The 26,025-nt window shown below is 71.5% G+C and carries 26 protein-coding genes; 16 read left to right on the top strand and 10 right to left on the bottom strand.

All coding sequences use genetic code 11. From position 1 onward, the window contains the following. Positions 1-35: 35 nt before the first annotated feature. Entirely contained in the window at positions 36-761 is a 726-nt protein-coding gene (locus Z052_RS17295) for a 6-hydroxymethylpterin diphosphokinase MptE-like protein (protein ID WP_049929392.1), read from the top strand. A 6-nt stretch (positions 762-767) separates the two neighbouring features. Here the strand turns inward: Z052_RS17295 and Z052_RS17290 are convergent, their stop codons facing one another. Further along, positions 768-1,550, bottom strand: a complete 783-nt coding sequence (locus Z052_RS17290) for a creatininase family protein (protein ID WP_099289296.1) — start codon at positions 1,548-1,550, stop codon at positions 768-770. Positions 1,551-1,692: 142 nt separating this feature from the next. Between Z052_RS17290 and Z052_RS17285 the strand changes: the two genes are divergently transcribed. The 4 genes from Z052_RS17285 to Z052_RS17270 all read left to right on the top strand — a co-directional run bounded on the left by Z052_RS17285 (position 1,693) and on the right by Z052_RS17270 (position 5,201). Further along, positions 1,693-2,103 carry a nascent polypeptide-associated complex protein gene (locus Z052_RS17285; RefSeq protein WP_049929393.1) on the top strand — a complete coding sequence of 137 codons (411 nt, stop codon included), beginning with the start codon at positions 1,693-1,695 and terminating at the stop codon, positions 2,101-2,103. Continuing rightward, on the top strand, positions 2,100-2,840 hold the full coding sequence (locus Z052_RS17280) for a tRNA (adenine-N1)-methyltransferase (RefSeq protein ID WP_094520306.1): 741 nt from the start codon (positions 2,100-2,102) through the stop codon (positions 2,838-2,840). The genes Z052_RS17285 and Z052_RS17280 overlap by 4 nt, the downstream gene beginning before the upstream one ends. 75 nt (positions 2,841-2,915) lie before the next feature. Further along, positions 2,916-3,995, top strand: coding sequence for a DUF5821 family protein (locus tag Z052_RS17275; protein ID WP_099289295.1), 1,080 nt, complete (start codon positions 2,916-2,918; stop codon positions 3,993-3,995). An 84-nt stretch (positions 3,996-4,079) separates the two neighbouring features. Continuing rightward, the gene (locus Z052_RS17270) at positions 4,080-5,201 is read left to right on the top strand and encodes a pyridoxal phosphate-dependent aminotransferase (protein WP_094521045.1); all 1,122 of its coding nucleotides are present in this window, start codon (positions 4,080-4,082) and stop codon (positions 5,199-5,201) included. Positions 5,202-5,226: 25 nt separating this feature from the next. Here the strand turns inward: Z052_RS17270 and Z052_RS17265 are convergent, their stop codons facing one another. Beyond that, on the bottom strand, positions 5,227-6,234 hold the full coding sequence (locus Z052_RS17265) for a hypothetical protein (RefSeq protein WP_094521046.1): 1,008 nt from the start codon (positions 6,232-6,234) through the stop codon (positions 5,227-5,229). Between the two features lie 182 nt (positions 6,235-6,416). Between Z052_RS17265 and Z052_RS17260 the strand changes: the two genes are divergently transcribed. Then, a complete protein-coding gene (locus tag Z052_RS17260; protein WP_094521047.1) occupies positions 6,417-7,619 on the top strand; it encodes a methionine adenosyltransferase in 1,203 nt (400 codons plus the stop codon). A 209-nt stretch (positions 7,620-7,828) separates the two neighbouring features. After that, the gene (locus tag Z052_RS17255; RefSeq protein ID WP_049929400.1) at positions 7,829-8,281 is read left to right on the top strand and encodes a DUF5804 family protein; all 453 of its coding nucleotides are present in this window, start codon (positions 7,829-7,831) and stop codon (positions 8,279-8,281) included. Positions 8,282-8,300: 19 nt separating this feature from the next. On the opposite strand, the gene Z052_RS17250 is transcribed toward Z052_RS17255, so the two are convergent. From Z052_RS17250 to Z052_RS17240, 3 genes are all read right to left on the bottom strand, one after another. Then, entirely contained in the window at positions 8,301-8,825 is a 525-nt protein-coding gene (locus Z052_RS17250; protein ID WP_049929401.1) for a hypothetical protein, read from the bottom strand. A gap of 2 nt (positions 8,826-8,827) precedes the next feature. Beyond that, entirely contained in the window at positions 8,828-10,012 is a 1,185-nt protein-coding gene (locus tag Z052_RS17245; protein WP_049929402.1) for a glycosyl transferase family 2, read from the bottom strand. A 110-nt stretch (positions 10,013-10,122) separates the two neighbouring features. Further along, positions 10,123-11,307 carry an MFS transporter gene (locus tag Z052_RS17240; RefSeq protein ID WP_049929403.1) on the bottom strand — a complete coding sequence of 395 codons (1,185 nt, stop codon included), beginning with the start codon at positions 11,305-11,307 and terminating at the stop codon, positions 10,123-10,125. Positions 11,308-11,478: 171 nt separating this feature from the next. Here Z052_RS17240 and Z052_RS20625 point away from each other — a divergent pair, with 171 nt between their 5' ends. Further along, complete coding sequence (locus Z052_RS20625) at positions 11,479-11,649, top strand: HVO_0758 family zinc finger protein (protein WP_167373059.1); 171 nt, start codon at positions 11,479-11,481, stop codon at positions 11,647-11,649. 145 nt (positions 11,650-11,794) lie between these two features. Here Z052_RS20625 and Z052_RS17235 read toward each other — a convergent pair whose 3' ends face one another. From Z052_RS17235 to Z052_RS17220, 4 genes are all read right to left on the bottom strand, one after another. Next, a complete protein-coding gene (locus tag Z052_RS17235; RefSeq protein ID WP_099289294.1) occupies positions 11,795-13,147 on the bottom strand; it encodes a hypothetical protein in 1,353 nt (450 codons plus the stop codon). Further along, positions 13,147-13,803: a hypothetical protein gene (locus Z052_RS17230; RefSeq protein ID WP_094521049.1), complete on the bottom strand. Its 657-nt coding sequence runs from the start codon at positions 13,801-13,803 to the stop codon at positions 13,147-13,149. Before Z052_RS17230 ends, Z052_RS17235 begins: the two co-directional genes overlap by 1 nt. 57 nt (positions 13,804-13,860) lie before the next feature. After that, positions 13,861-14,973, bottom strand: a complete 1,113-nt coding sequence (locus Z052_RS17225; RefSeq protein WP_094521050.1) for an aldo/keto reductase — start codon at positions 14,971-14,973, stop codon at positions 13,861-13,863. An 83-nt stretch (positions 14,974-15,056) separates the two neighbouring features. Next, entirely contained in the window at positions 15,057-15,677 is a 621-nt protein-coding gene (locus Z052_RS17220) for a class I SAM-dependent methyltransferase (RefSeq protein WP_049929407.1), read from the bottom strand. 269 nt (positions 15,678-15,946) lie between these two features. Here Z052_RS17220 and Z052_RS17215 point away from each other — a divergent pair, with 269 nt between their 5' ends. The 8 genes from Z052_RS17215 (at position 15,947) to Z052_RS17180 (ending at position 25,543) form a co-directional block, all read left to right on the top strand. Beyond that, complete coding sequence (locus Z052_RS17215; protein ID WP_049929408.1) at positions 15,947-16,675, top strand: SDR family NAD(P)-dependent oxidoreductase; 729 nt, start codon at positions 15,947-15,949, stop codon at positions 16,673-16,675. Between the two features lie 110 nt (positions 16,676-16,785). Continuing rightward, positions 16,786-18,411, top strand: coding sequence for a GMC family oxidoreductase (locus Z052_RS17210; RefSeq protein WP_094592667.1), 1,626 nt, complete (start codon positions 16,786-16,788; stop codon positions 18,409-18,411). A 152-nt stretch (positions 18,412-18,563) separates the two neighbouring features. Then, positions 18,564-19,373 carry a diadenylate cyclase DacZ gene (dacZ, locus tag Z052_RS17205; protein ID WP_049929410.1) on the top strand — a complete coding sequence of 270 codons (810 nt, stop codon included), beginning with the start codon at positions 18,564-18,566 and terminating at the stop codon, positions 19,371-19,373. A gap of 3 nt (positions 19,374-19,376) precedes the next feature. Then, positions 19,377-20,165, top strand: coding sequence for a mechanosensitive ion channel domain-containing protein (locus tag Z052_RS17200; protein WP_094521051.1), 789 nt, complete (start codon positions 19,377-19,379; stop codon positions 20,163-20,165). Positions 20,166-20,269: 104 nt separating this feature from the next. Next, on the top strand, positions 20,270-20,935 hold the full coding sequence (locus Z052_RS17195; RefSeq protein ID WP_094495372.1) for a GNAT family N-acetyltransferase: 666 nt from the start codon (positions 20,270-20,272) through the stop codon (positions 20,933-20,935). Between the two features lie 123 nt (positions 20,936-21,058). Continuing rightward, the gene (locus Z052_RS17190; RefSeq protein WP_089307583.1) at positions 21,059-23,503 is read left to right on the top strand and encodes a DEAD/DEAH box helicase; all 2,445 of its coding nucleotides are present in this window, start codon (positions 21,059-21,061) and stop codon (positions 23,501-23,503) included. A gap of 71 nt (positions 23,504-23,574) precedes the next feature. After that, the gene (locus tag Z052_RS17185; RefSeq protein WP_094521052.1) at positions 23,575-25,125 is read left to right on the top strand and encodes a deoxyribodipyrimidine photo-lyase; all 1,551 of its coding nucleotides are present in this window, start codon (positions 23,575-23,577) and stop codon (positions 25,123-25,125) included. A gap of 76 nt (positions 25,126-25,201) precedes the next feature. Beyond that, positions 25,202-25,543, top strand: coding sequence for a DUF6176 family protein (locus Z052_RS17180; RefSeq protein ID WP_089307585.1), 342 nt, complete (start codon positions 25,202-25,204; stop codon positions 25,541-25,543). Between the two features lie 27 nt (positions 25,544-25,570). Here Z052_RS17180 and Z052_RS17175 read toward each other — a convergent pair whose 3' ends face one another. After that, the gene (locus tag Z052_RS17175) at positions 25,571-25,930 is read right to left on the bottom strand and encodes a hypothetical protein (protein ID WP_086216754.1); all 360 of its coding nucleotides are present in this window, start codon (positions 25,928-25,930) and stop codon (positions 25,571-25,573) included. Positions 25,931-26,025: the final 95 nt, after the last annotated feature.

The raw sequence follows: 26,025 nt of genomic DNA, 5'->3' as shown, positions 1-26,025 counted from the left end.
GGCGCCCAGTCGCGCGTCCCGAGGGGGGCCCGCACGTGAACTTCGCGACCTTCGAGCCCGTCTACGAGGCGATCCTCGCCGACTTCGGGTTCGACCGGGCCGACGACGAGCGCGTCCGCGATACTGCCGCCGACCTCGCGACTCCGTTTCCGCTCGGCCGCCTCGGTGACTGGGCGGACGAGACGGTCGCCGTCGCGGGCGCGGCCCCCTGTCTCGCCGACGAGGTCGAACTCGCCCGCGACGCCGATGTCGTCGTCGCGGCCTCGACCGCGGCGGACGCGCTCGCTGACCGCGGCGTCGCGGTCGACTGTATGGTGACAGACCTCGACAAGAACCCGGAGACGGCCGCGGAACTGACGCGCGATGGCGTCCCAGTCGCCGCGCACGCCCACGGCGACAACCTCCCGGCGGTCCGCGAGTGGCTCCCGCGCTTCGCCGACGAGTGGACGCTGGCGACGACGCAGGCGGCGCCCGTCGGGCCGCTCCGCAACCCCGGCGGGTTCACCGACGGCGACCGCGCGGCGTTCCTCGCCGACCACCTCGGGGCCGGCAAACTGGTCTTTCCGGGGTGGGAGTTCGACGACCCCACGGTCGACCCGATGAAGGCGCGGAAGCTCGACTGGGCGGCCAGACTGCTGCGCTGGCTCGAACGCCGCCGCGACGAGCGGTTCGCGGTGCTCGACGGGCGGCGTGCGGACGCCGACGCGGCGCTCCGAGAGATACTCGGCGAGGCGTTCGCCCGAGACGCGGCCGACCAGTAGCCCGCGTCAGTCCGACCGCTCCACGCGCGGCTCGGGGAACAGCTCGCTCTCGTCGCGCTCGCCGATCCACTCGGCCAGCTGGACGAGCTGGTCGGCGGCCGCCTCGAACAGGCGCTCGGCCTTCTCCGGCGTCACGTCGGTCGGGTCGCCGAACGCGCCGTTCGCGGAGTTGTCGACCGCGTCGTAGAAGGTTCGCGCGCCGTGGACGGTCGTCTCGGCGCTTTCGAGGTCGACGAGCCCGCCGTCGCGCGCGTCCTCGAGCCGGTCCTCGCGGACGAGGTCGGGCGCGAGGTGGGTGACCATCGCCGTCTCCTTGGGGCCCGCGTGGGGGCCGTTGCGCTCGAAGAGGTCGTCGACCAGCTCCGGGATCGACTCGTCCCACATCCACTCGACAGCGTAGCCGACCTCGTCCTCGTGGAGCCGGCGGCCGACCTCTCGGAGGTGCTGGACGTTGCCGCCGTGGGCGTTCACGAACACCACGCGGTCGATCCCGTGGTACGCGAGGTTCCGGGCGAACGACTCGACGTAGTCGCGGAACTCCGGCGGGTCGACCCACATCGTCCCCGGGAACTGGCGGTGGTGGGGACTAACGCCGACGTTGATCGTCGGCGTCCGGAACGCGTCGGATCGGTCCGCGGCCGCCGTCGCCAGCCCCTCGGCGATCAGGTGGTCGGTCCCGAGCGGAAGGTGCGGGCCGTGCTGTTCGGTCGAGCCGAGCGGGACGAGCGCGACGGAGCCGGGAGCCAGCGCGTCGCCGAGCTCCGGCCAGGAGTGGTCCGCGAGGTACATATCACCGCCTCGCGCGCGACACGTATCAACCCCGCTCTCTCGGTCCGGTTCGCCGCGATCGGGACCGGCGAGCGTCCGCGACGCGCCGTTGCTTCGACCCGTGTCGACACCCTTTTTGTGTCGTCCGGCCGAACCGGTGACCATGTTCGGAGGCGGCGGCATGAACCCGCGGAAGATGAAACAGATGATGAAACAGATGGGGATCGACGTCGAGGAGCTCGACGCCGAGCGGGTCGTCATCGAGACGGCCGACGGCGACGACCTCGTCTTCGACGGCGCGCAGGTCACCAAGATGGACGCCCAAGGGCAGGAGACGTACCAGATCGTCGGGTCGCCCGACGCGGTGGCCGACGCGGGCGGCGCGGCCGCAGTCGAGGGCGGTGCGGACGCGAGCGCGATCGAAGCCGAGGACGCGGCCGACGAAGACGATGGCATTCCGGAGGAGGACGTCCGGCTGGTCGCCGAGCAGGCTGGCGTCTCGAAGGACGACGCCCGCGAGGCGCTGGAGGCGGCCAACGGTGAGCCCGCGCGGGCGATCTCGGACCTCCAGTGACGGACGCCGCGTACCTGCTCGTCCACGCGGACCGCGAGTACCTACTGGAGCCGGGCGAGGAGTTCGGCACCGACCTCGGCGTGATCGAGGTCCCCGAGGACGTCTCGGCCGGCGACGAGGTCGAGACGCACCTCGGCACCGTCTTCGAGGTCCGCGCGCTCCGCGGCCCGGACCTGTTCAACCACCTCGAACGCACCGGCGCGCCGATGATGCCCCGCGACGTGGGCCTCGTGATGGGGCATACAGGCGCGTCCGGCGGCGACCGCATCCTCGACGCCGGCACCGGGACCGGGATCCTCGCCGCGTACCTGGGGCGCGCTGGCGCCGACGTGACCACCTACGAGATCGACCCCGAGTTCGCCGACGTCGCTCGCGAGAACATGGCGACGGCGGGCGTCTCCGACCGCGTCGACGTCCGGACCGGCGACCTCACCGACGAGCTGGACGCGCTCGCCGACGGCGAGCCGTTCGACGCCCTGACGCTCGACACCGGCGACGCTCCCGCGGTCGTCGAGCGCGCGGACGACCTGCTCGCGCCCGGCGGCCGCCTCGCCGTCTACTCGCCGTTCGTCGAGGGGACCCGCGAGGCGGCGCTCGCGGCCCGTGAGGCCGGCTTCACCGAGGTCGAGACGTTAGAGACGATCCAGCGCGAGATGGACTTCTCCGACCGCGGCTCGCGCCCCTCCACCGCGGGCGTGGGCCACACGGGCTACCTCGTGTTCGCCCGGGCCCCCTGACCCCGCCGCCGACACCTCTCTCCTCCCGACCCCGGTCGGCGCAACGCTCTTTCGGATCGCGACGGTCGAAACGCTATGGGCGCGGACGACGCTGAACCCGAGGCCGACGCAGCCGCCGGAAGCGACGGGTCCGGGCCGTCACGCACCCCCGAGGACGCCGGAAGCGACGGGTCCGCCTCGGCAGGTGCTCCTGCCGCTGCCGACCCCGACTGCGTCGGCGACGCGACGGAGGTCGCCGACGCCCTTCCGCGTCCCGACGACCCCCTGACCGAGTCGATCGAGGCCGCGTTGGCGGGGCGTTCCGGGGTCGTCGCGGTCGGCGTCCCGCTCCGACTCCTCCCGGCGGTGCTCGCGGCCCGCGAGCGATCGCCGGGACCGCTGTGGCGGGTCGCGTGTCGCCCCGGCGTCGTCGACGCGCTCGCTCGCGCGCCGGTCCTCGGCACCGCGGTCGCCGAGGCGGTCGAACGCGACGAAATACGAGTCCGGACCGGCGACCCGCTCGGGCACGGGACGGGTGGGACGCTCTTCGCGACCCCGGAGCGCGCCGACGCCGTGGTCGGTCCCCGCGGGGACCGCTCGCTCGCGACGACGGCGGCCGGTGCCCGTCCGGAGGCGGTCGGCGCCGCCCGCGCGACCGCTGCGGCGCGGTTCGACGCCGCGACGGTCGAGCCGGTCGAGATGCCTTCTCGGCGGCGACTGCTCGCGGTGGCGCGGGAGATCCTCGACGACCGCTTCGCCGACGACCTCGCGACCGTGCTGGAGTCGCTTCCGCCGGGCGAGTTCGGCCGCGCGACGGAGCCGTCGGACCGGTCGCTCCTCGTCGCGCTCGCGGCCCGACACGACCATCTCTTCCGCGACCTCCGGGCGTGGGCCGGCGCCGACGGCATCGGGATCGCCCCGGCACAGGAGTTCACCGGCGACCGGCAGGCCCTCGTCGAGCGGGAGCTGATCGAGTCGATCAAGGTGCCGGCGGGACCGGGGCGGCCGATGCTCCGCCTCCGCGCGGTCGACGACGCCCTGTTGCGCGCCCGCGCCGAGGAAGTGCCGAGCGTCCTCGAAGGGCGGTTCGATCTGCCGACCGACGCGGACGGGCGGACCCGACACGACGCCGGCCGCGGCGAACGCCGGCCGGTCTGGGAGCGGAAGCGTCGGTGAGTGCGGGCCCGCGACTCGCCGTCGGAGGCGGCCCGTCGATCCGACGTGACAAGAACTAACTCGCGGCGGCGCCCTCAGAACGGTATGACGACGTTCTCCGACAGGGTCGAACGGATCTCGATAAGCGGGATCCGCGAGGTGTTCGAGGCGGCCGGCGACGACGCGATCAACCTCGGGCTCGGACAGCCCGACTTCCCGACGCCGCCCCACGCCCGCCAAGCCGCCGTCGACGCGATCGAGTCCGGAAAGGCGGACGCGTACACCGAGAACAAGGGGACCCCCGCGCTGCGGGAGGCGATCGCCGAGAAGCACCGCGCCGATCAGGGGATCGACCTCGACCCCGACAACGTCATCGCGACCGCGGGCGGCAGCGAGGCGCTCCACGTCGCCTTGGAGGCGCACGTCGACGCCGGCGACGAGGTGCTGATCCCGGACCCCGGGTTCGTCTCCTACGACGCGCTGACGAAGTTGGCCGGCGGCGAACCCGTCCCTGTGCCGCTCCGCGACGACCTCACGATCGACCCGGCCGCGGTCAGGGCGGCGATCACCGAGGACACCGCGGCGTTCGTCGTCAACTCTCCAGGGAATCCGACCGGGGCGGTCTCCTCCGAGGAAGACGTCCGGGAGTTCGCGCGCATCGCCGACGAGCACGACGTGCTCTGTCTCTCCGACGAGGTGTACGAGTACACCGTCTTCGACGGCGAACATCACTCGCCGATCGAGTTCGCCGAGACGGACAACGTCGTCGTCGTCAACTCGGCCTCGAAGCTGTTCTCGATGACCGGCTGGCGGCTCGGCTGGGTGTACGGCGCCGAGGGGCGCGTCGAGCGCATGCTGCGCGTCCACCAGTACGCGCAGGCGTGCGCCTCGGCGCCGGCGCAGTACGCCGCCGAGGCCGCGCTGCGGGGCGACCGCGGCGTGGTCGACGAGATGACGGCGTCCTTCGAGCGCCGCCGCGACATCGTCTTGGAGGGGTTCGCGGAGATCGGCCTCGACTGTCCCACCCCGAAGGGGGCCTTCTACGCGATGCCGCGGGTGCCCGAGGGATTCGTCGACGAGTGTCTCGACCGCGGCGTGGTCGTCGTCCCCGGCGAGGCGTTCGGGGAGAACGGCGCCGGTCACGCGCGGGTCTCGTACGCGACCGACGAGAGCGACCTGCGCGAGGCGCTCGACGTGATGGCGGAAGCGTACGAGGCGGCCCGCTGAGGCGACGGCGAAGCGCCTCGGCCGATCAGTTCCCCCCGTCGTTCACGATCCGGAGGTACCGCTCGTAGTACTCGTCGCCGTGCCGGATCATCGCTTCTTCGGTCTCGCGGACGCCGGCGTCCTTGCGAACGTTCCCGTCGAGGTAGTGGCGCGCGTCGATCGCGCGGAGCAGTTCGGCGTACGCGTCGGAGTACGGGTGCGTCTCGCCGTACTCCTCTGCCTCGGCCCGATCGACGATCCGTCCGGCCTCCGCGGAGAGTTCGTCCTGCTCGACCCTCGGACCGACGAGCGCCGCCCGGAGGATCGACTCCACTCGCTCGGGGCTCTCGGCGACCGCCTCGGCGGTCGGCCGGTGGACGGCCTCGTGAAACCGCTCCCGTTCGATTTCGACCCGGTAGGTGGTGTCTCGGTAGGTCACGTAGTCGGGACCGTCGTCGTCGAGCAGCGCGCTCTCCGCGCGCGAAGCTTCGGCCCGATACGCGTAGCCGCCGCGCTCGACCAGTCCGACGGGATAGCCGCCCACGCCACCGCGGGCCCGCGCGGCAAAGTGCGCGATGTGGACGGCCCGCTGGTCGGCCTCCGGGAGATCCCCGTCTTCGCCGCCGTCGACCGGCGACTCGCCGTCGCCGGCTGACGCTCCGTCGCTCTCGGCCTCGAAGAGCCGGAGAACCGGGTAGGTCTCGGCGACCTCGTCGACGATCACCGACCCGAGCCGGTAGTAGGTCCCCTCGAAGCGGGCGTACGCGGGGTCGTCCGGCTCCGCGAAGAACGGCTTCCGGTGTCGGATCGTGTACGGCTCCCCCGCCAGCGCGGCGTCGAGCGCCGCCCCGTCCCACCGCTCGGGCGGGGCGTCGGGGTCGCGAACGTACCGGTCGCGCAGCGAGCCCTCGACCCGCGAGAGCGAGAGCCGCAGTTCCGGCCCGTCGTCTGACTCGTCGTCGCTATCGGTCCCGAGACAGCCGGCGGCGGCGCCGATGCCGCCCGCGAGCGCACCGGCGAGCAGTCGACGGCGGGAGGGCGCGAGTTCGTCCATACGGGGCAGTCGCACTCGCCGCGGCAAAGTCCTTGCCGAAACTCAAGCGCCCGCTTGTGTCACCCGGCGCGACGCGGGCCGGGCCGGGGCCGCCGAAGCCGCCTATGAATAACTACAGGTTATTCACTACCGGTGGAGAGTTTCCGCAAGTTATAGTGCCGACGGCGCAGTATCGGTGCGTAATGGACCGGAACATACAGGTCAGCCGCCTCGACCGGCAGGCGGTCGAGGACCAGGAGGTCGAAATCGTCGAGCGAAAGGGGATCGGTCACCCAGACTCGATCTGCGACGGCGTCGCGGAGTCGGTCTCGCGGGCGCTCTCGCAGCTCTACTTGGACCGCGTCGGCAAGGTGCTCCACTACAACACCGACGAGACGCAGCTGGTCGCCGGCCGCGCGGCCCCCGCGTTCGGCGGCGGCGAGGTCGTCGAGCCCGTCTACATCCTCATCGTCGGCCGCGCCACGAAGGAGTACGACGGCGAGCAGCTCCCGGTCGACTCGACCGCGCTCGCGGCCGCCCGCGACTACCTCGCCGAGGCGATCCCTGAGCTCGAGTACGGCACCGACGTGGTCGTCGACGTGAAGCTCGGCGAGGGCTCCGGTGACCTCCAGGACGTGTTCGGCGAGGAGACGCAGGAGGTTCCGATGGCCAACGACACCTCCTTCGGCGTCGGCCACGCGCCGCTCACCGAGACGGAGACGATCGTCCGCGAGGCCGAGCGCGCGCTCAACACGACCTACCACGACGACCACCCCGAGCTCGGCCCCGACGTGAAGATCATGGGTAAACGCGAGGGCGACCGGATCGACATCACCGTCGCCGCCGCGATGGTCGACGCCTACGTCGACGGGCTCGACGAGTACGACGACGCGGTCGCGTCCGTCCGCGAGTACGTCGACGACCTCGCCCACGAGTACACCGACCGCGAGGTCAACGTCGACGTGAACACGGCCGACGACTACGACGAGGGCTCCGTCTACCTGACTGTCACCGGCACTTCCGCCGAGCAGGGCGACGACGGCTCCGTCGGGCGCGGCAACCGCGCCAACGGCCTCATCACCCCGAACCGCCCGATGTCGATGGAGGCGACCTCCGGGAAGAACCCCGTCAACCACATCGGGAAGATCTACAACCTGCTCTCCACCCGCGTCGCCGAGTCCGTCACCGAGGAGGTCGACGGGATCCGCGACCTCCAGGTCAGGCTCCTCTCGCAGATCGGCCGGCCGATCGACGAGCCGCACGTCGCGGACGCGCAGATCGTCACCGAGGACGGCGTCACGCTGAGCGACATCGAGGCCGACGTCGTCGACATCGTCGACCGCGAGCTGGCCGACGTGACGGACGTGACCCGCAGCGTCATCGAGGGCGACGTCTCGACGTTCTGAGCCGGGCGCCGCCGGTCGCGATCTCTCTCCTCCACCGCCCGCCGGTCGCGATCTCTCTCCTCCACCGCCCGCCGGTCGCGATCTCTCTCCTCCACCGCCCGCCGGTCGCGATCTCTCTCCTCCACCGCCCGCCGGTCGCGACCCCCTGCCGCGCCCTCCACGGCTCGCCGACCGCAACGGATTTGCGCCGGCCGGTCCGACGTGGGACCATGACGCGGGTGTGTCTCCTCGGCGACCCCGACGTGGAGCTCTCCTACGAGCTGCTCTCCCGCGAGACGGCTCGCGACGCGCTCGCGACCTACCGAATCGAGGAGCCGTTCGAGAACAGCGTCGCCGTCGACACCGTGAGCCTCGGCGCCGCCGTCTCGCTCCTCAACGACCTCGACTGGTACCTCGTCCGATTCGTCGAGGAGGCGCTCGTGTTGGAGCCCTCCGTCGCGTCCGACGAGTGGCTCTCCCGCGACCTCGCCCGCGAGGTCCGCGACGGCGACGTGCCGCCCGAGGAGACCGACCAGCGATTGAAGGTGTTCGGTCTCGTCGACGGTCTCCCGGTCGAACCCCTCTACGTCCGGCGGCGACAGGGCGAGACGCCCGAGTACGACCTCCGCGATGTCGACGAGACGCTCGTCGTCCGCGTGAGCGAGTCAGAGTTCTCGGGGTAAGCTCCCGAGTCCGACGCCGTCACTCGTCCACTTCGGCGAGGATCCGCGTCCGGACCGGGCCCACGTCGACCGGCGCCCACGCCTCCACGTCGTAGGTCACGTCCGCGAGCGTTTCCAGTCGCTCGGCGTCCCCCTCGTCTATCGCCGTCACCGCCTCGCGGCGGAGCCGGTCGAGGACCGCGTCCGCGAGCGCCTCGCGGTCGACGCCCCGGTCGGGCACGTCGAGGATGTGCGGGAGGTCCTCGGCGCCCTCCGGGAGCGTCGGGAACGCGGCGGGACCGACCGCGAGCGCGGTCGATTCGGCGGTGTGGCCCGTCACGTCGTCCCCGGAGAGCGCCCCGTCCGGCGCCGGCACGAGCGCGTACTCGTCGACCGCGAGGTCGATCGCGGCGTCGATGGCGGCCTCGTCGGCCTCGGTCCGCTGTTTGAACGCCAGCTCTGAGAGCGCCCGCGAGAGCTCGGCGCGGGTGAGCCACTCGAACAGGTCGACGACGCCGGCGAGGTCGTCGCGCGCGGCCACGCTCGGCCCGCTCCCGTGCGCCATCGTCAGTCCTCTCCCGGCGCGGGCCCCGTCTGTCCGGCGTCGGTCGCGGGGCTGCCGCCGGCGCCGGTTCCGCCGTCCGTGCCCCCGCCCCGAGCCCCGTCGAGGTCGGCGGTCGCGGCCTCGAAGACCTCGTCGGGGTCGACGGGAGCGTTCCGCCAGGCCGGGAGTCGAGTGTCCGGCCCGGGCTCCCCCAGCGCCTCGGCGTACGTCGCCACCTGTGACCGCTCGTCGGCGGCGTCGTACGAGAGCCCGTTGAACGCCGCGTCGGTCGCGTAGCCGTCGACCAGCGTCTCGGCGGCCTCGCGGTAGCGCTCGGCGAGGCCGTCGTAGTCGACGTCGACGCCGGCGTCTTCGACCGCGCGCAGGGTCGCCTCGCCGACCGCCCGGCTCATGTCCGCGAGGCCGGTCGGCCCCTCGACGGAGCGGTGGTCGTGCTCGTAGCTCCCCAGGTCAACCTGCGCGCTGTCGGCGAACCCGGCGCGGTCGAACGCCTCACCGAGCGTGCCGACCTCCAGCCCCCAGCCGCGCTGGACGCGGAGCTCGGAGACGAGCTCGCTCGTCGCCGCGAACTCGCCGGCGAGCGCGTAGCGGAACGCCGAGAGGTACGCCAGCACGTCCGGCTCCCGCCCCGGCGCGGCGTCGCCGAGCGCGCGGACGAGCGGCCGGAAGAACAGCCTGAACAGCCGCCCGTACAGCGAGCCGTCCTCGACGCGGGCGTAGTACCCCTTCGAGAACGCGTACCCTTCCCCGAGCGGGAACAGCAGCCGGTTCACGAACGCCGGCGAGTAGGTCTTCGTGTCGGCGTCGTGGACGACGACGAACTCCTCGTCAAGCGCGCGACCGAGGGCGAGCCACACGTCCCGACCCTTGCCGCGGTCGCCGTCGAGCCCGCGCGCTTCGAGCAGCGAGGCGAGCTCGGGGCCGTCGCACCACAGCGTCTCGACGTCGAGGTCGAACCCGTCGAGCCAGTCCGCGAACGGGCCGGCGCGGTCGGGCGACGCCCGGAGCGGAACGATCACGCGGGCGGGGTCGACCGTCTCTAGCGTCGAGAGCACGCGCTCGGCCGCGAGCGTCCCGTACTCGCGCTCGGTCATCGGCACGACGACCGCCGCGCGGTCCGTGGGGGCGTCGGGCCGGTGGTCGGTCAACGCGTGGAGGGTCGTCACGCGCTCCTGAACGTACTCCATTTACCGATCACACGGGAGCGACGACCAAAACAGGTGCGGTGCCCCAACCCGGCGTCGGTCCCCGAGCGGGGGGTCGGCCGGGCTGCGAGGTCGGCGCTCGGGGCGTCGCCTCAGACCCTCCGCGTCGCGCCCGCTGCCCCCCCGGGAACGCGTCCGAGGCGGTACAGCACCGCGTACGCCGCGACGAGGAGCGCCAGCCCCCCGGCGAGTGAGAGGAAGACGGCGTCGTACGTCGCGCCCGCCTCGATCGCCTCGCCGACGGCCCAGGAGCCGGCCGCCTGCGTTGACATCATCCCGGCCGAGAACATCGCGTACGCCGACGCGCGGGACTCGTCCGGCAGCGACGCGAGCAGGTACGTGTCGCCAGCGGGGAACAGCATGTGGATGGCGAACCCCACGACGACGCTCGCGGCGATCACCGCCGCCAGCCCCTCGGCGACGACCACGAGGACGACCCCGCCGACGAACGCCGTGACGATGCCGAGCAGGTACGGGACGTGGGGAAGCCGGTCGGCGAGGTCGCCCGAGACGAGGAAGGCGGGCACGCCGGCGGCGAAGATCACCGTCAAGAGGTTCCGCGCGGTCGACCGCGTCAGGTCCTTGTCGATCATGTACAGCTCATAGAAGTTGAACAGGCCCTGCCAGACGAAGCTCGTGAGGCCCATCAGCACGATGCCCGCGAGGATCAGCTTCCACTCGCCGCGGGCGGCCCCGAGGAAGTCGGTGTCGCTCGCGCCGGCGTCCGGGAGGTCAGTCCGCCGCGCGAGCGCGACGAACACGACCGTGCTGGCGGCCGCGGCGAGCGCGAGCGCGTAGAAGGCGTACCGCCAGTCGTACCACAGCGCGACGGTGACGGCGGGCGCGGCGATGACGGCGGCGAGCTGGCTGGCCATGCCGTGAACGCCCATCACGCGTCCGACGCGCTGCGGGAACAGCTCCGCGATGAACGGGTTCGCGGCGACGAAGTAGACGCCGGAGGCTAAGCCGATCGCGAAGGCGGCGACCATCAGCGCGAGCACGCTCGGCGCGAGGGCGACGCCGAGCGCCCCCGCGGTCAGCATCGCGCCGGAGACGAGGATGACGCGCCGCCGCGCGAAGCGCGTGAGCGCCCAGCCGGCCGGGATGCGCGGCGCGGCCGAGCCGAGCCACGCGAGCGTGACGATGAGCCCGGCGGTCCCCTCGCGGATCCCGAACGCGTCGATGAACTCTCCCACCAGAGGGGCGAACACGACGCGCGCGAAGTTGACGAGGAACACCAGCGCGCAAAGCGATCCGAACAGCCGGGTCCGTGACACGGCGGCGCTTCTCCGCGCCCGGACACAAGCGTTGCGGAAGCGCACGCACCCGGATCTCGGGAGCCGCTCGCGGGCTGCGGCCGCGTCCCTCCGCCGGGTGCCGATCTCGCTCGACGCGTCAGACCGATGTCGTACGGGGTTTTTATCCGCCCCGACGACGAACGGCGGAGTATGAAATCCACGCGCAAGGGACTCCGCGACGGCGACCTGATGAAGGACACCTACGAGCGGCTGAACTGTGCCGACTGCGAAAAGGTGTTGAAAAAGGAGAACGACCCCGACGAAGTGTTCTCCGTCCGCATCTGTCCGGAGTGCGGAAGCCGGTTCAAGGAGCTCCGCTGACCGTCGTCTCGCCCGTCGCCGCACCGCACCGGCCTCCGCGCCGCACCACTCCGCTCCGAATCGCTCTCCCCCGCACCGCACCGGCCTCCGCCGCGCTGCCGGACTTCGACTACCGCTCGCGCCTCTCCTCGCTGACCGTCGCCGTTCACGAATCGATCGCCGTCGCGACCGACTCCGCCACCGCCCCCGCCTCGTCCGCGACGATCTCGATCCACCGGTACTCGGCGTACGCCGTGGCGGCCGAGAGCGCGCTCCGCTCGTCGGCCGCGAGCGCGTCGTCCTGCTCCGCGAACAGCGGCAGGAACTGCGTCGCCAGCCACCGCGCCAGCGGGTTCTCGCTCTCCGCGAGCGCCGCGGCGGACTCGACCGCCGCGCCGCGCGCCGCGCCGATCGCCGCGGCCTCGTCCGGGAACATCGTGTCGCCCGCCTCGACGCGCGCGGCGACGGCGTCGACCGCTCGGAGCCGGGTCTGGACGAGCGCGGTCCGGGTCAGCCCGGTCGCCGGGTGGTCGGGCTCGTAGTCGCCGACCGCGACCGGGTCGAACCACAGCCCGTCGAAGCTCCGGTAGACCGCGCTCGACAGGAGGTCGGCGCTCGGCGCGTCCCGCGCGACGGCGCGCTCGTCGACGAAGGCCTCCGGGCCGGGGTTCTCCCTGAGGTCCTCGACCCCCTCGCCGTGGAGCTCGCGGAGCCGGTCGCCGACCGCGCTGCCGAGGCGGTCCATTTCGCGGCGGATCGGTTCGGCGACCGGCTGCGGGTCGGCGAGCGAGGCCGCGTACCGGTCGCCGAGGTACCGTCCCGCCTCGACGTACGACTGGACCCGCTCGACGTCTCCGACCGCCTCTCCCGCGCGGATCGGGTTCGCCTCGTCGGCCGGACTCCCGCTGCCGACCAGCGTCCGGCGGAGCGCCTCGTCGTACCACCGCTCGATCGGGCCGTAGACCGCGGCGCCCGCCAGGGGGTCCGCGGCGGGACCGGGGAGCGCGTCCAGCGTCTCAGACGCGCGCTGACGCACCGCCCCGACGTCGGGCGCCACCGCTCCCGGATCGCCCTCGACGGTCACGCCCGCCCACGTGCCGACGGCGCTCGCGGCGTGATCGCGCGCCGTTGAGTACCGCTCAACCGCTTCCAGCGGAACGAGCGGCTCGTCGGGTCCCGGCAGCGCCTCGCGGGCCGCCGCCCGCTCCGCCTCGATGCGCCCGCGGAACCCGCCGTGCGGGAGCCGCTCCGCGGTCAGGGGGTCCGGGATCGGGCTGAGCAGGCGGTCGACGCGGTCCGCGAACGCGGCGGCGACCTCCGGCTCGAAGCCGACGGGGACGATCCGCGGCCGAGCCGGGACGGAATCGTCGAACTCGCGTGGAACGGCGTCGACGTCGAGCGACGGCGGGTCGTCCCAGAACCGCCGCTCGCTCCCCCGGCCCGAGCAGCCGGCGAGCGAGCCGAGCGCGGCGGCGCCGGCGGCGGCGAGCGCGCCGCGCCGGGTGAGCCCCCGCGGCATCAGAGCTCACCCCACTCGTCGGTCGCCGTGGCGTTCCCGGGGACGGTCGCGTTCCCGTCGATCACCGCGTACTCCGTGTCCGTAGTCCGACACGGCGACCTACCGCTGGAGCCGGACCCGGTGAGCCGGTCGTCGAGGACGACCGGAAGCCGGAAGAGGAGGGCGAGCGCGACCCGCGCGTCGGCCTCGCAGGCCTCGTCCGGCGGCCTGAGCTCGCGGCAGTACTCGAACTCCACGTGCCCGGGATCCCACGAGACGGACTCGATGTGGAGTCGTTCGCACGACTCGATGCCGGCGGGCGACACGTACACCGTCTCCGCGTCGTAGTCGGTCTCGTCGAGGAACGACCGGATCCGATCGCGGTCCGCCTCGGCGACATCCTCGGCCACGAGCAGATCGGCCGCCCGCTCGGCGCTCGTGACGAGCTCGCGGTCGATCGCGACGGGCTCTCCGGCGCCGTTGGTCGCGCTCCCGTCGAGGAGGACCGGGTCGCCGCTCGGGTTCCGCGGCTTCAGGACGGTCGGGTCCGTGTCCGTCCCGGAGACCTGCCGTCGGACCGACTCCGATCCTGTGCCGTCCGCGCCGGAGCAGCCGGCGAGCGCGGCGATAGCGCCGATGGCGCCGCCGCGGAGGAGGGCTCGTCGGGTGGGGGACATAGGAGGCGATACCGTCGGTCCGGGTAAACCTCTTTTGGGGCCGGTCGTCGTCCGCGGTCACTCGAAGACGGCGTCGAACGCCGACGCGCCCAGCGGGTCGAAGGTGCCGGCGGCGACGTTCTCGCGGACGTGGTCGGGGTCGGTCGTGCCGACGAGCGACGAGGTGACGCCCGGTGCGCTCCGCGCGAAGTTGAGCGCGCGCTGGGCCGGCGTCTCCCCGGCGAGCGTCGCGTCGACGTCGGGCGGGACCGCGCCCTCGACCGCGAGGTCTCCCTGTCCGATGCTCGCGCTCGTCACCACAGAGAGCCCGGCCTCGTGGGCGAACGAGAGCGCCGAGACGGGCCCGTCCGCGTCACCCTCGGACGGCGCGCGGTGGTTCCGCCGGGTGAACGCGTCCGCCATCGCGACGTTGAAGGGGAGCTGGACCGCCGCGAGCCCGTGGTCGTCGTCGGGGCTGACCGCCTCGCCGGCGGCCTCGGCCCGCGAGAGCACCTCCGCGAGCGAGAGGTACCGGTCGCCGTCCTCCGCAACGCGGAACGCGTCCCACGTCGCGACGCCGTAAGCCCCGACGTCGCCCGCGGCGCGCCGGCGTTCGAGCGCCTCGAACGCGGCTTCGAGCGCGTCGTACACGTCGCCACGCGACCTGACAGCGAGCTGCGTCTCGGGGTTGTGGACGTAGAAGCAGTCGACCGCGTCGAGGCCGAGCCGGTCGAGCGAGCGGTCGAGCGACCACTCCAGGAAGTCGGGGGTCATCGCGTGCGCCCCGTTCGCGAGGTCGTCGGGGTCGACGATCCCCGGCTCGACGAAGCGCTCGCGGACGTACGCGCTCGGGTCGCTCGGTCGCTCGCCGTCGAACGGGAGGAAGCCGCCCTTCGTGGCGACGACCACCGACTCCCGGTCGAGGGGGGCGTCCCGGAGCGCCTCGCCGACGACGCGCTCGGCGCGGCCGCAGCGGTAGTTGGCCGCGGTGTCCACGTGGTTCACGCCGGACCGGAGCGCCAGCTCGATCGACTCGCGCGAGGCCTCGTCGACCGCGGGCGTCGGGTCGCCGAGGTACGTCCCGATCCCGACGCTGGAGACGACGCCGGGACCGAACCGCCGGAAGTAGGTGCGCCCGAAGGCGTCGCCGAACCGGTTCCGGTACCCCCAGAGGGCCTCGCGAGTCGCCATGTGTCCGGAGTTGTCGGCTCGCGGGTAAAAGTCGCGCGGGAGACCGCCGGTCGCGCTCACACCGCGTCAGGAACGGGCGTCTGTCAACGGGACGCGCGGAAGGTCCGCGTGGTGTCTCGCTTCCCGCGGGTGACGTCGACCTCGACGAGCCCGAGCGAGGTGAACACCTCGCCCCAGTCCCGGTAGAACAGCGGCGTCCCCTCGTCGACGTAGTTCACGTCCGGCGGAGCTGACGCCGACCCCTGCGTCGGGGCCTCGATCTCGGCCGTGATCAGAAGCTCGTCGGTGATCCGCGCTATCTCCTCGAAGGCCGGCTCGGCGTCCGGATGGAGGTGTTGTAGCGTCTCGACCGAGAACACCGCGTCGAACGCGCCGTCGTCAAACCCGCCGACCACGTCCTCTATCGCGCCGCAGTGAAAGGTCCCGTCGGCGGCGAGCTCGGGGTAGGCGTCCCGCATCTCGTCGAACGCCCCGGGGTTGATGTCGACGCCAGAGAGGTCCTCGAAGCCGTGGGTTGCGAGGTGGTCGAGGTGCCGGCCCGACCCGCACCCCAGCTCGAGGACGGCCGCGTCGCGGTCGAGGCGCGCGTCGAGGCCCTCACGGATCAGCTCGCTCGTCTTGTTCGGCCCGCGGTGGGCGTAGTACGCCGGCGAGTATTCGCCCGTCCGGTTCGTCCAGGAGTCTCGGACGGTGTTGATGTTCACGGATAACGATTCTGGCAGCGAGGCATAACGCCGTCGAACGGCGCGCGGTGTGCGCCGACGCCGCCGCGGCCCGCTCGGACGCGTTAGGCGCCGACGGCCCTCCGACGTTCGTACTCCGTACGCGGCCGTTATCGCGCGTTTAAACCCGTTGGTACGGTCGTAGCGGACTTCAAACGCCCGGCGGATTCCCGGTACAACGAAACGAGGGAAGTACATATCAGTATCAACATTCCGAAAGAAATACAAAATATACACACAAACGAGTAAATATGCTCGACGGAAAGACCGCTATCGTCACCGGCGGCTCGGCCGGCATCGGGAAGGCCATCGCTGCGGAGTTCGTCGATCAAGGGGCGTCGGTCGTGATCGCGAACCGGACCGAGGAGGCGGGACGAGAGACCGCCGAGGAGCTCGGCTGTTCGTTCGTCCAGTGCGACGTCTCGTCGTACGAATCCGTCGAATCGCTGGTCGAACAGACGGTCGAGGAACACGGCGGGTTGGACATCCTCGTGAACAATGCCGGGATCGGGCTCACTGGAACGGTCGAGGAGACGTCGCTCGAGGACTGGCACAAGTTGTTAGAGGTCAATCTCAACGGCGTCATCTACGGGACGCGAGCAGCCATGCCGTACCTGCGCGAGTCCTCGGGGGCGGTCCTCAACGTCGCGTCGGTGTTCGGACTGGTCGGGGGACCGCAGACGGCCGCGTACGCGACCGCGAAGGGCGCTGTCGTCAACTTCACCCGAACAACGGCCGTCGATTACGCCGACGCCGGCGTCCGGGTGAACAGCATCTGTCCCGGCTTCGTCGAGACCGAGATGACTGCGTCAGAGCTTAATGACGACTCTTTCTACGAGTTCGTCCTCAGTCAGACGCCGATCGGCCGCATCGCCGAACCGGAAGAGATCGCAGAACCGGCGGCGTTCCTCGTCTCGGACAAGGCCTCGTACATCACCGGAGTCAACCTCTCGATCGACGGCGGGTGGACGACGCACTGACGCGCGGCCCCGTCGGCTTCGACCCCGGTCTGTCCAGTCATATTCGGCGTGACCCGAGCGACCTCGTAGTCGCTGATCCGTTTAAATACTAGTCTCTCACATGCTAGTCTATGACAGACACGGAATACGACTTCGTCGTCGTCGGGGCGGGCTCTGCGGGCTGCGTCCTCGCGAACCGACTCACCGCGGACCCGGACAGGAGCGTGCTGCTCCTCGAAGCGGGCACACCCGACGACGACCGGAACATGCGGATCCCGGCGGGCTTTCCGGAGCTGTTCGAGAGCGACGCGGACTGGGAGTACTACACCGAGCCGCAGGACGGCTGCGGCGGTCGACGGCTCTACTGGCCGCGCGGTAAGACGCTCGGCGGGTGCTCCTCCACGAACGCGATGATCTACATCCGCGGCCACCCGTCGGACTACGACGACTGGGCGGCCCTCGGCAACAACGGCTGGGGGTACGAGACCATGCTGGAGTACTTCAAGCGGGCGGAGACGTTCACGCCGTCGGGATCGCCCTACCACGGGTCCGCGGGGCCGCTCAACGTGACGGACCAGTCCTCGCCGCGACCGGTCTCCCAGGCGTTTGTCGACGCCGCCGCGCAGGCGGGCTACGACCGCACGGACGACTTCAACGGGGCGGCACAGGAGGGCGTGGGGATGTACCACGTCACGCAGAAGAACGGGGAACGCCACAGCGCCGCCGACGCGTACCTCAAGCCCGCCCTCGACCGACCGAACCTCACTGCCGAGACCGGCGCGCAGGTGACCGAGGTGACCATCGAGGACGGTCGCGCGACGGGAGTTCAGTACAGCCAGGACGATCAGAGCCGGTCCGCGGGGGCCGCCGAGGAGGTCCTCCTCAGCGCCGGCGCGGTCAACTCCCCGCAGCTCCTCATGCTCTCGGGCGTGGGCGACCCAGACCACCTCGCGGACCACGGCATCGATGTCGAGACGGCGTCGCCCGGCGTCGGTCGGAACCTCCAAGATCACCTGTTCGCGTTCACCGTCTACGAGACCGACGGCGACATCAGCACGCTCGACGACGCCGGCGGCCTGCTGGACGTCTTCAACTGGTTCCTCCGCAAGCGCGGGAAGCTGACCTCCAACGTCGCCGAGGCCGGCGGGTTCGTCCGCACCGACGGCGCCGATTCCCGGCCCGACCTCCAGTTCCACTTCGCTCCCTCGTACTTCATGGACCACGGCTTCGCGAACCCCGAGACCGGGCGGGGGCTGTCGATCGGCGCGACGCAACTCCGGCCGGAGAGCCGCGGGCGCGTCACGCTTCGCTCCGCCGACCCGTTCGACGACCCTATCATCGACCCGAACTACCTCGACGCGGACGCGGACCTCGAAACGCTCGTGGACGGGGTCAAGCGCGCCCGCGAGATCGCCCGGCAGGACGCGCTCGCCGGGCACGTCGGGCGCGAGGTGTGGCCCGGCGAGGACGCCGAGACCGACGAGGCGATCGCCCGGCACGTCCGCGACACGTGTCACACCGTGTACCACCCCGTCGGCACGTGCGCGATGGGGGACGACGAGGCGGCGGTCGTGGACGAGGAGCTTCGGGTTCACGGCGTCGAGGGGCTCCGCGTCGTCGACGCGAGCGTGATGCCCACGCTCGTCGGCGGCAACACGAACGCCCCGACGATCGCCGTCGCCGAGCGGGCGGCGGACCTGATCCGCGACCGACCGACGCCGAGCGCGACGGAGCCGGCCGCGGCCGCCGACGACTGACCTGGTTCGGGCCCGCACCAGCGGCCGCTTCGTTCCGGACCGCGCCCCGCTGGCCGCTTCGCTCCGGATCGCGCCGCCACTCTCGCTCGGCGTCAGACGCACGCACGACGCCGACGCAACGACTATACGGATTCCTCGTGTCAGTTGCGTCAATGGACTCGCTCACCGACCACCTAGCGGACCTCGTCGCTGACGTCGACGCCGCGCTGCTGTTCTCTCCGACGAGCTCCTTCTACGAGCGGTTCGCGAACGGCGGGAGCGAGGTCGTCGTCGTCGCGCCCGACAACGACGTCGACGCTGAGACGTTCGTCGATCTCCCGCTCCCCTTCGACAACGTGAAAGACCGGATCCGGTTCGGCATCGAGGGCGCGATGGACGCGGACCTCGTCTCCGAGGGCGACGAGGTCGCGTGCGTCGCCTCCGTCTTCGAGGGCGGCTCGGACGCGGTCGTCCGGGTCACCGTCGACGAGAGTATCCACACCGGCATCTTCGACCTGTTCGCCAACTCCCGCGCCGAGCCGAGCGTGATCCGCGACGTGTTCGAGGTCGCGATCGAACTCGGTCAGAAGGGACAAAAGGGGAAGCCGGTGGGCGCGCTGTTCGTCGTCGGCGACGCGGGGAAGGTGATGAACAAGTCGCGGCCGCTGTCGTACAACCCATTCGAGAAGAGCCACGTCCACGTCGGCGACCCAATCGTGAACGTCATGCTCAAGGAGTTCTCGCGGCTGGACGGCGCGTTCGTCGTCTCCGACTCCGGGAAGATCGTCTCGGCGTACCGTTACCTCGAACCCGCTGCCGAGGGGGTCGACATCCCGAAGGGCCTCGGCGCGCGCCACATGTCCGGAGCCGCGATCACCCGCGACACCAACTCGACCGCGATCGTCCTCTCCGAGTCGGACGGGCTCGTCCGGGCGTTCAAGGCGGGCGAACTCGTCTTGGAGATCGATCCGGAGGAGTACTGACTCATGTCCGCGGTCCAGATCACCGTCCCAGAGTTCCTCCTGAACGTGCGGTACCGGATCTGGCTGGCGCTGGCGGTGCTCCTCTTCGGTCTCGCGCTGGCGTACCTCACCGGCGTGATCAACCGCCGGCTGCTCCGCCGGGCGGGCGTCCCCGAGGTGATCGAGGGGACCACCTTCGAGCGGACGGCCCGCGAGTTCGACACCTCGACGGTGCGGATCTTGGCGCAGCTGTCGAGCTACTTCATCGTCGCCGTCGCGGTCATCGTCGCCCTCACGGTCGCAGACGTGAACTACCTCGAACAGTTCTGGTCCGGCGTCGCCGCCTTCCTCCCGCGGCTGTTCGTCGCCGCCGTCGTCGTCATCGTCGGCGTCGTCGTCGGCGACAAGGCGGAGCTGCTCGTCGCCGAGCGCCTCCGGGGGATCAAGCTCCCCGAACTCGGCGTCCTCCCGACGGTCGTGAACTACAGCGTCGTCTACGTCGCCGCGCTCATCGCCCTCGGACAGGTGGGCGTTCAGACGCTCGCGCTCATCGTGCTGCTCGCGGCGTACGCGTTTGCGGTGGTGCTGTTCGCCGCGCTCGCGACGAAAGACCTCGTCGCGTCGGCCGCCGCCGGCGTCTTTCTCCTGCTCCGACAGCCGTACAGCATCGGCGACGAGGTCCGCGTCGCCGGCGAGCGCGGCGTCGTTCAGGAGGTCGACCTCTTCGTCACCCACATCGAGACCGACGGCGAGGAGCACGTCCTCCCGAACCACGTCGTGTTCCGCGAGGGGATCGTGCTGATCCGGGAGTAACCCCCGATCCGACCACGTTGCGGCCGACGCCGACTCCGTTACCGATTCTCACGCTGTGAAAGTCGTTGTCACCATATAACACGACCCGACGCCAACGTTGATACATGACCTCCGGTACCGCGAGCGCCGCTTGCGACGGCTGGGACGGGAGCGAGTGCGAGGGGACGCCGCACTGCCCGCCGCGGTGTCCGCGCTTCGTCGACAAGGAGGGCGCGCGCTGGACGATCCGGCCCGCGACCGACGCGGACGAGCCGTTCCTCGCAGAGATGTACGAGCGGTTCGGCCGCCCCCACCGCGCGCAGGGGCTCCCGCCGGTGAGCCGGCGCCGGCGCGTCGACTGGATCCGATCCATGCTGTCGGAGGGGAACAACGTCGTCGCCGAGCGGGACGGCGAACTGTTCGGCCACGCGATGTACACCCCGACCGACGCCGACACCCCCGAACTCGCCGTCTTCGTCCACCCGGACGCGCAGGACCGCGGCGTCGGGACGGAGCTGTGCCGTCACGTGATCGCCAACGCCGCGGCCGCCGGCCGCGACGGGATCGAACTCCACGTCGAGACCGGGAACCGCCCCGCGCGGAGCGTCTACCGGACGGTCGGCTTCGAAGTCGTCGAGCGGCGCGGCGACCTCCGGATGCGGGTCGACCTCGACCAGCCGATCGCGACCGAGGTCCGCTGGCCGCCGCTCGCCCGCGAGGGCCCCGCGGAGCCGGCGGTCGACCTCTCACCGACCGACGGCGGGCCCGAGCGATCGCCCGCGGACGACTGAGCGGCACGGCGCTCCTGCGGGCGACTGGCCGCCACAGCGTTCCCGCAACCGCCCGGTCGACACCGCACTCTCCTCGGTGCCACCGCAACCGTTAGGCCCCGCCGACCCGAGGGTATCGTAACCGTGGACGACGCCATCGAGTGGCTGCGAGACCGCCCCTTCTACGAGGGACAGATCGCCGACCAACGGCGGCTCCCGGCGCGCGAGCCGGAGTTCGCCGATGTCGACCTCGAACCGCGGCTCGCCGACGCGCTCGCGGACCGCGGCATCGAGCGGCTCTACCGGCATCAGGCCGACGCCATCGGCGCGGTCCGCGACGGCGACGATGTCGTGCTCGCGACCGAGACGGCCAGCGGCAAGTCGCTCGCGTACACCGTCCCGGCGTTCGAGGCCGCGATGGACCACGGCGGGCGCACGCTGTACATCGGCCCGCAGAACGCGCTGATAGCCGACCAGGAGGAGTCGCTGTCCGAGCTCGCGGCCGACCTCGGCTTCGGCAGCCGCGTGTCGGTCGACTCGTACACCGGGCGGCTCTCGCGGGCGGAGAAGCGCGACGTGCGCGACCGCCGCCCAACCGTCCTCCTCTCGAACCCGGACATGCTCCACTACGCGCTGCTCCCGTACGCGGGGCGCCTGTGGGACTGGTTCTTCTCCTCGCTGGAGCACGTCGTAATCGACGAGGTCCACAGCTACCGCGGCGTGTTCGGCTCGCAGGTCGCGCTGACCCTCCGCCGGCTCGCGCGAACCTGCGAGCGATTCGGCTCCGCGCCGCAGTTCGTCTGCTGCTCGGCGACGATCAACAACCCCGTCGACCACGTCGCGACCGTTACCGGCCGCGACCCCGACGGGATCGCCCTCGTCGACGAGGACACCTCGGGGCGCGGGCCGCGCGACTGGGTGCTGTGGAACCCGCCCGAGTACGACGACGACTGGCAGGAGCGCGGCAGCGGCCGCCGGAAGTCGAGCCACACGGAGAGCAAGCGCCTCTTCGTCGACCTCGTCACGGCGGGCCAGCAGACGCTCGCGTTCACCCGCGCCCGCCAGACCGCCGAGCAGTACGCGACCGACAGCGCGAGCGACCTCCGCGAGCGGGGGGAGCGCGACCTCGCAGGGAAGGTCGGCGCGTACCAGGCGGCGCTCACCGACGACCGACGCCGCGAGATCGAGGCCGACCTCCACGCGGGCGACCTCCGCGGCGTCTGGTCGACGAGCGCCCTCGAACTCGGCGTCGACGTGGGCGGGCTCGACGCCGTGGTGCTGGACGGCTACCCCGGCACGCGGATGTCCGCGCACCAGCGCGCGGGGCGGGCCGGTCGCGGCGACGACCCGGCCACGGTCGTCATGGTCGGGGGCGAGGACCAGCTCGACCAGTACCTGATGCGCAACCCGAGCGACTTCTTCGACGCGCCGCCGGAGGACGCGATCTGCGACCCGGAGAACGGGCAGCTCATGCCCGGCCACGTCGCCTGCGCGGCCGACGAGAACTGGCTCTCTCCAGACGACGAGCGCTTCTTCGGCGACACGTTCCCGGGCGTCGTCGCCGGCCTGACCGAGGCGGGCGCCCTCGAACGGCGCGAGGCCGCGAAGGGCACGCGCTGGGTCCACGCCGGCGACGGAAGCCCCCAGCAGTCCGTGAACCTCCGCACGGCCGAGGAGCGCGAGATATCGCTGATCGAGCGGTCGAGCGGCGAGACGGTCGCGACGCTCGGCTTCGCGGACGCGCTCCGCGACGCCCACCCGGGCGCGATCTACCACCAGCAGGGCCGCACCTACGAGGTGGTCGAGCTGGACCTCGACCGCGACGTGGCCGAGCTCCAGCAGTCGTGGGCGGACTACTACACGCAGGTGCGCTCCGACAAGGACATCGTCGTGAACGAGGACCTCGACGAGCGGGCGCTCTCGGCGCGCCCCGACGTGCCCGTCCGGTTCGCGGACGTCACGGTGACCGAGCAGATCACGGGGTTCGTGCGGAAGGACGCGGCGACCGGGGAGTCGCTCGGCGAGTCGACGCTCGACCTCCCGGAGACGACGCTACGGACGAAGTCGTTGTACTTCCCTGTGCCCGCGGACGTCGAGCGCGAGATGCGGCGACTCGGCGACGCGCTCGACGATGGGGACGCCGGAGATCCCGAGGTCAGCGCCGACGGAGGTGCGCCCGATTCGGGCGTCGATGTCGACGGCGAGCCGATCCCGGGCGGCGAGTACGCGTTCAACGGCGGGATCCACGCCGCCGAACACGGGATCATCTCGCTGTTCCCTTTCCACCTGCTGTGCGACCGGGCCGACGTGGGGGGGATCTCGACGCCCCACCACCCGCACACTGAGGGGCCGGCGGTGTTCGTCTACGACGGCTACCCCGGCGGCGTCGGACTCACGCGCCGCGGCCACCGGCGGATCGAGGAGCTGATGACCCGAACCGCGCGTCTGATCGACACCTGCGGCTGCGAGGGTGGCTGCCCCGCCTGCGTCCAGTCGCCCCACTGCGGGAACGGGAACGACCCGCTGGCGAAAGCGCCGGCCGTGCGACTGCTCGAATCGCTCACGGGGGCCGACGCGGACGCCCGATAGGACCTGCTCGGAGCCAGTCAAGCCTCCGCCGGTCCCGGTGGTTTCACGGTGGACGCGTCCGTGCGGATCCCATGGAGCTGTTCTGGCACCGACGGGACCTCAGAGTCGCGGACAACGTCGGCTTAGCGGCCGCCGCGGGGGCCGGCGACGGAGACGCGAGCGAAGACGCCGACCAGGGGCCCGCCGCGCCCGTCTTCGTCTTCGACCCCGACGTGCTCGACCACGCGAGCGACGTGCGGGTCCGCCGCCTGCTCGACGGGCTCGCGGCGCTCCGCGAGGCGTACCGCGAGCGCGGGAGCGACCTGATCGTCGCGCACGGGGACCCTGAAGCGCTGCTCCCGCGCCTCGCCGAGGCGCTCGGCGCCGAGCGCGTCGTCTGGAACCGCGACTACTCGGGGCTCGCCCGCGAGCGCGACGCCGGGGTTCGACGCGCGCTCGACGCGGCCGGCGTCGCGCGAGAGGCCCACCACGACGCGGTCCTCCACGACCCCGACGCGATCCGGACGAACGCCGGGGACCCGTACTCCGTGTACAGCTACTACTGGAAGAAGTGGACCGACCGCGCGAAGGACGACCCCCTTTCCGCGCCGACCGGCGCTGCGCTCGCCGCCGCCGACCGACTGACGGACGCGGTCGACGCTATCGACGGGACCGACGCGGGCGACGCGACGGTGGCCGACGCCGGCGTCGACGCGCTCCCCGTCGCCACGGTGGGCGACCTCCCGACGCCCGCCGACCTCGGCTTCGCCGAGCCGGACGCCGATGTCGGGCCGGCGGGGACCGCTGCCGCGCGCGAGCGCCTCTCCGACTTCCTCGACGAGGCGGTGTTCGCCTACGAGGCCGAGCGCGACTACCCCGCCGAGGACGCGACCTCGCGGCTGTCGACCTTCCTCAAGTACGGGGAGATCGGCGTCCGCGAGGCGTACGCGGCGACCGAGGAGGCGATGGCCGAGGCGGCGTCGGACGCGCGGCCCGACGACGCCCCCGAGCAGGTCGAGGAGTTCCAACAGCAGCTGGCGTGGCGGGAGTTCTACACGCAGGTCCTCTTCCACAACCCCGAGGTGGTGACGGCGAACTACAAGGAGTACGAGGAGGGGATCGACTGGCGCGACGACCCCGACGAGATCGCGGCGTGGAAGCGCGGCGAGACGGGATATCCCATCGTCGACGCCGGGATGCGCCAGCTGCGCGAGGAGGCGTTCATGCACAACCGCGTGCGGATGATCGTCGCCTCCTTCCTCACGAAGGACCTGCTCGCGGACTGGCGGCACGGCTACCACCACTTCCGCGAGCGGCTGGCCGACCACGACACCGCGAACGACAACGGCGGCTGGCAGTGGGCAGCCTCGACGGGGACCGACGCGCAGCCGTACTTCCGCATCTTCAATCCCATGACGCAGGGCGAGCGATACGACCCCGACGCGGAGTACATCACGGCGTACGTCCCCGAACTGCGCGGCGTCGAGCCCGACCTCATCCACGAGTGGCACGAGCTGTCGCCGACACAGCGCGCGAACGCGGCCCCGGCGTATCCCGCGCCGATCGTCGACCACTCGGAGCGCCGCGAGGAGGCGCTCGCGATGTACAAGCGGGCGCGCGGCGAGGACCCGGAGGAGGACTGACTCCCGCCGTCCGAGAGCGTGCCAACAGTTAACAAAGGCGGACAACCGTTAGGTGAAACGGGCGCGACCCGGCCGTATGGTCGACGTCGTCCTCACGAAACAGCGGATCGAGTCCGGAGCGACCGAGCGGCTCGAAGCGTGGGCGCGAGAGATTCGGGATCGAGAGTCCGAGGCGGTTGAAACCCTGCGCAACGAAGGGATGTACTCCGAGACCGCGTTCGTCGAGCACGCCGACGACGGGGACTACCTCGTTTACTATATGAAAGCCGAGGACATCGACGCGGTCTACGAGGCGTACGAGGAGTCGTCCCACGACATCGACGAGGAGCACGAGCGCGTGCTGAGCGAGGTCCTCGAAACCGGCGAGAACGTCGGCGAGTACGACCTCCTCTATCACCTCGAAAACCCCGACCGCTAACGCCCGGGAACCGGTTCCGCCGCGCGGTCACTCGGTCGTCGCCTCAGAGACCGCGCTCACCAGCTCGTTCACCGGGAAGGACTCGTCGTAGTCGAACGACGCGAACACCGCGTCGTATCGGTTCGACGGGAAGAGGAACACCACCAGGTCGTCGAAGAACAGCGTCTGCGCAGCGTACCGACTCTTCCCCACGAGGCGCTTGAAGTCGTCGCCCGTGATCTGGTTCGACATCACCAGCTGGTACGCCTCGTCGAGGTCGGCGTCCGAGTAGCGGTCCTCCACGTCCTCGCGGACGTGTTCGACCTCGAACGACACGCTCCGGAGATCGGCGACGACCCGGGGCGCGGGCCCGTCGAACGCGAGGATCGCGTCGGCGATCGGTGACATGTCACTTTCATTCATTCCGCGGGCTCATAAATCACTGCGACAGACTCCGCCAGCGCCGGTTCTGCCCCGCCCGTCCCGTGGAGGTCGAAGCGCAC

The organism is Halorubrum sp. C191 (assembly GCF_002727095.1).
GTDB lineage: Archaea > Halobacteriota > Halobacteria > Halobacteriales > Haloferacaceae > Halorubrum > Halorubrum ezzemoulense.
The sequence above is the reverse complement of the archived record's forward strand: the minus strand, read 5'-3'. Positions and strand labels throughout refer to the sequence as shown.

Excerpts from the sequence above, each read along its gene's own strand:
- Z052_RS17180 (WP_089307585.1), top strand. The coding sequence starts at position 25,202 with ATGGTCGACGTCGTCCTCACGAAACAGCGGATCGAGTCCGGAGCGACC.
- Z052_RS17225 (WP_094521050.1), bottom strand. The coding sequence starts at position 14,973 with ATGGCGACTCGCGAGGCCCTCTGGGGGTACCGGAACCGGTTCGGCGAC.
- Z052_RS17175 (WP_086216754.1), bottom strand. The coding sequence starts at position 25,930 with ATGTCACCGATCGCCGACGCGATCCTCGCGTTCGACGGGCCCGCGCCC.
- Z052_RS17215 (WP_049929408.1), top strand. The coding sequence starts at position 15,947 with ATGCTCGACGGAAAGACCGCTATCGTCACCGGCGGCTCGGCCGGCATC.
- Z052_RS17260 (WP_094521047.1), top strand. The coding sequence starts at position 6,417 with ATGGACCGGAACATACAGGTCAGCCGCCTCGACCGGCAGGCGGTCGAG.
- Z052_RS17290 (WP_099289296.1), bottom strand. The coding sequence starts at position 1,550 with ATGTACCTCGCGGACCACTCCTGGCCGGAGCTCGGCGACGCGCTGGCT.
- Z052_RS17200 (WP_094521051.1), top strand. The coding sequence starts at position 19,377 with ATGTCCGCGGTCCAGATCACCGTCCCAGAGTTCCTCCTGAACGTGCGG.
- dacZ (WP_049929410.1), top strand. The coding sequence starts at position 18,564 with ATGGACTCGCTCACCGACCACCTAGCGGACCTCGTCGCTGACGTCGAC.
- Z052_RS17185 (WP_094521052.1), top strand. The coding sequence starts at position 23,575 with ATGGAGCTGTTCTGGCACCGACGGGACCTCAGAGTCGCGGACAACGTC.
- Z052_RS20625 (WP_167373059.1), top strand. The coding sequence starts at position 11,479 with ATGAAATCCACGCGCAAGGGACTCCGCGACGGCGACCTGATGAAGGAC.
- Z052_RS17250 (WP_049929401.1), bottom strand. The coding sequence starts at position 8,825 with ATGGCGCACGGGAGCGGGCCGAGCGTGGCCGCGCGCGACGACCTCGCC.
- Z052_RS17235 (WP_099289294.1), bottom strand. The coding sequence starts at position 13,147 with ATGCCGCGGGGGCTCACCCGGCGCGGCGCGCTCGCCGCCGCCGGCGCC.
- Z052_RS17265 (WP_094521046.1), bottom strand. The coding sequence starts at position 6,234 with ATGGACGAACTCGCGCCCTCCCGCCGTCGACTGCTCGCCGGTGCGCTC.
- Z052_RS17285 (WP_049929393.1), top strand. The coding sequence starts at position 1,693 with ATGTTCGGAGGCGGCGGCATGAACCCGCGGAAGATGAAACAGATGATG.
- Z052_RS17210 (WP_094592667.1), top strand. The coding sequence starts at position 16,786 with ATGACAGACACGGAATACGACTTCGTCGTCGTCGGGGCGGGCTCTGCG.
- Z052_RS17275 (WP_099289295.1), top strand. The coding sequence starts at position 2,916 with ATGGGCGCGGACGACGCTGAACCCGAGGCCGACGCAGCCGCCGGAAGC.
- Z052_RS17270 (WP_094521045.1), top strand. The coding sequence starts at position 4,080 with ATGACGACGTTCTCCGACAGGGTCGAACGGATCTCGATAAGCGGGATC.
- Z052_RS17245 (WP_049929402.1), bottom strand. The coding sequence starts at position 10,012 with ATGGAGTACGTTCAGGAGCGCGTGACGACCCTCCACGCGTTGACCGAC.
- Z052_RS17255 (WP_049929400.1), top strand. The coding sequence starts at position 7,829 with ATGACGCGGGTGTGTCTCCTCGGCGACCCCGACGTGGAGCTCTCCTAC.
- Z052_RS17195 (WP_094495372.1), top strand. The coding sequence starts at position 20,270 with ATGACCTCCGGTACCGCGAGCGCCGCTTGCGACGGCTGGGACGGGAGC.
- Z052_RS17230 (WP_094521049.1), bottom strand. The coding sequence starts at position 13,803 with ATGTCCCCCACCCGACGAGCCCTCCTCCGCGGCGGCGCCATCGGCGCT.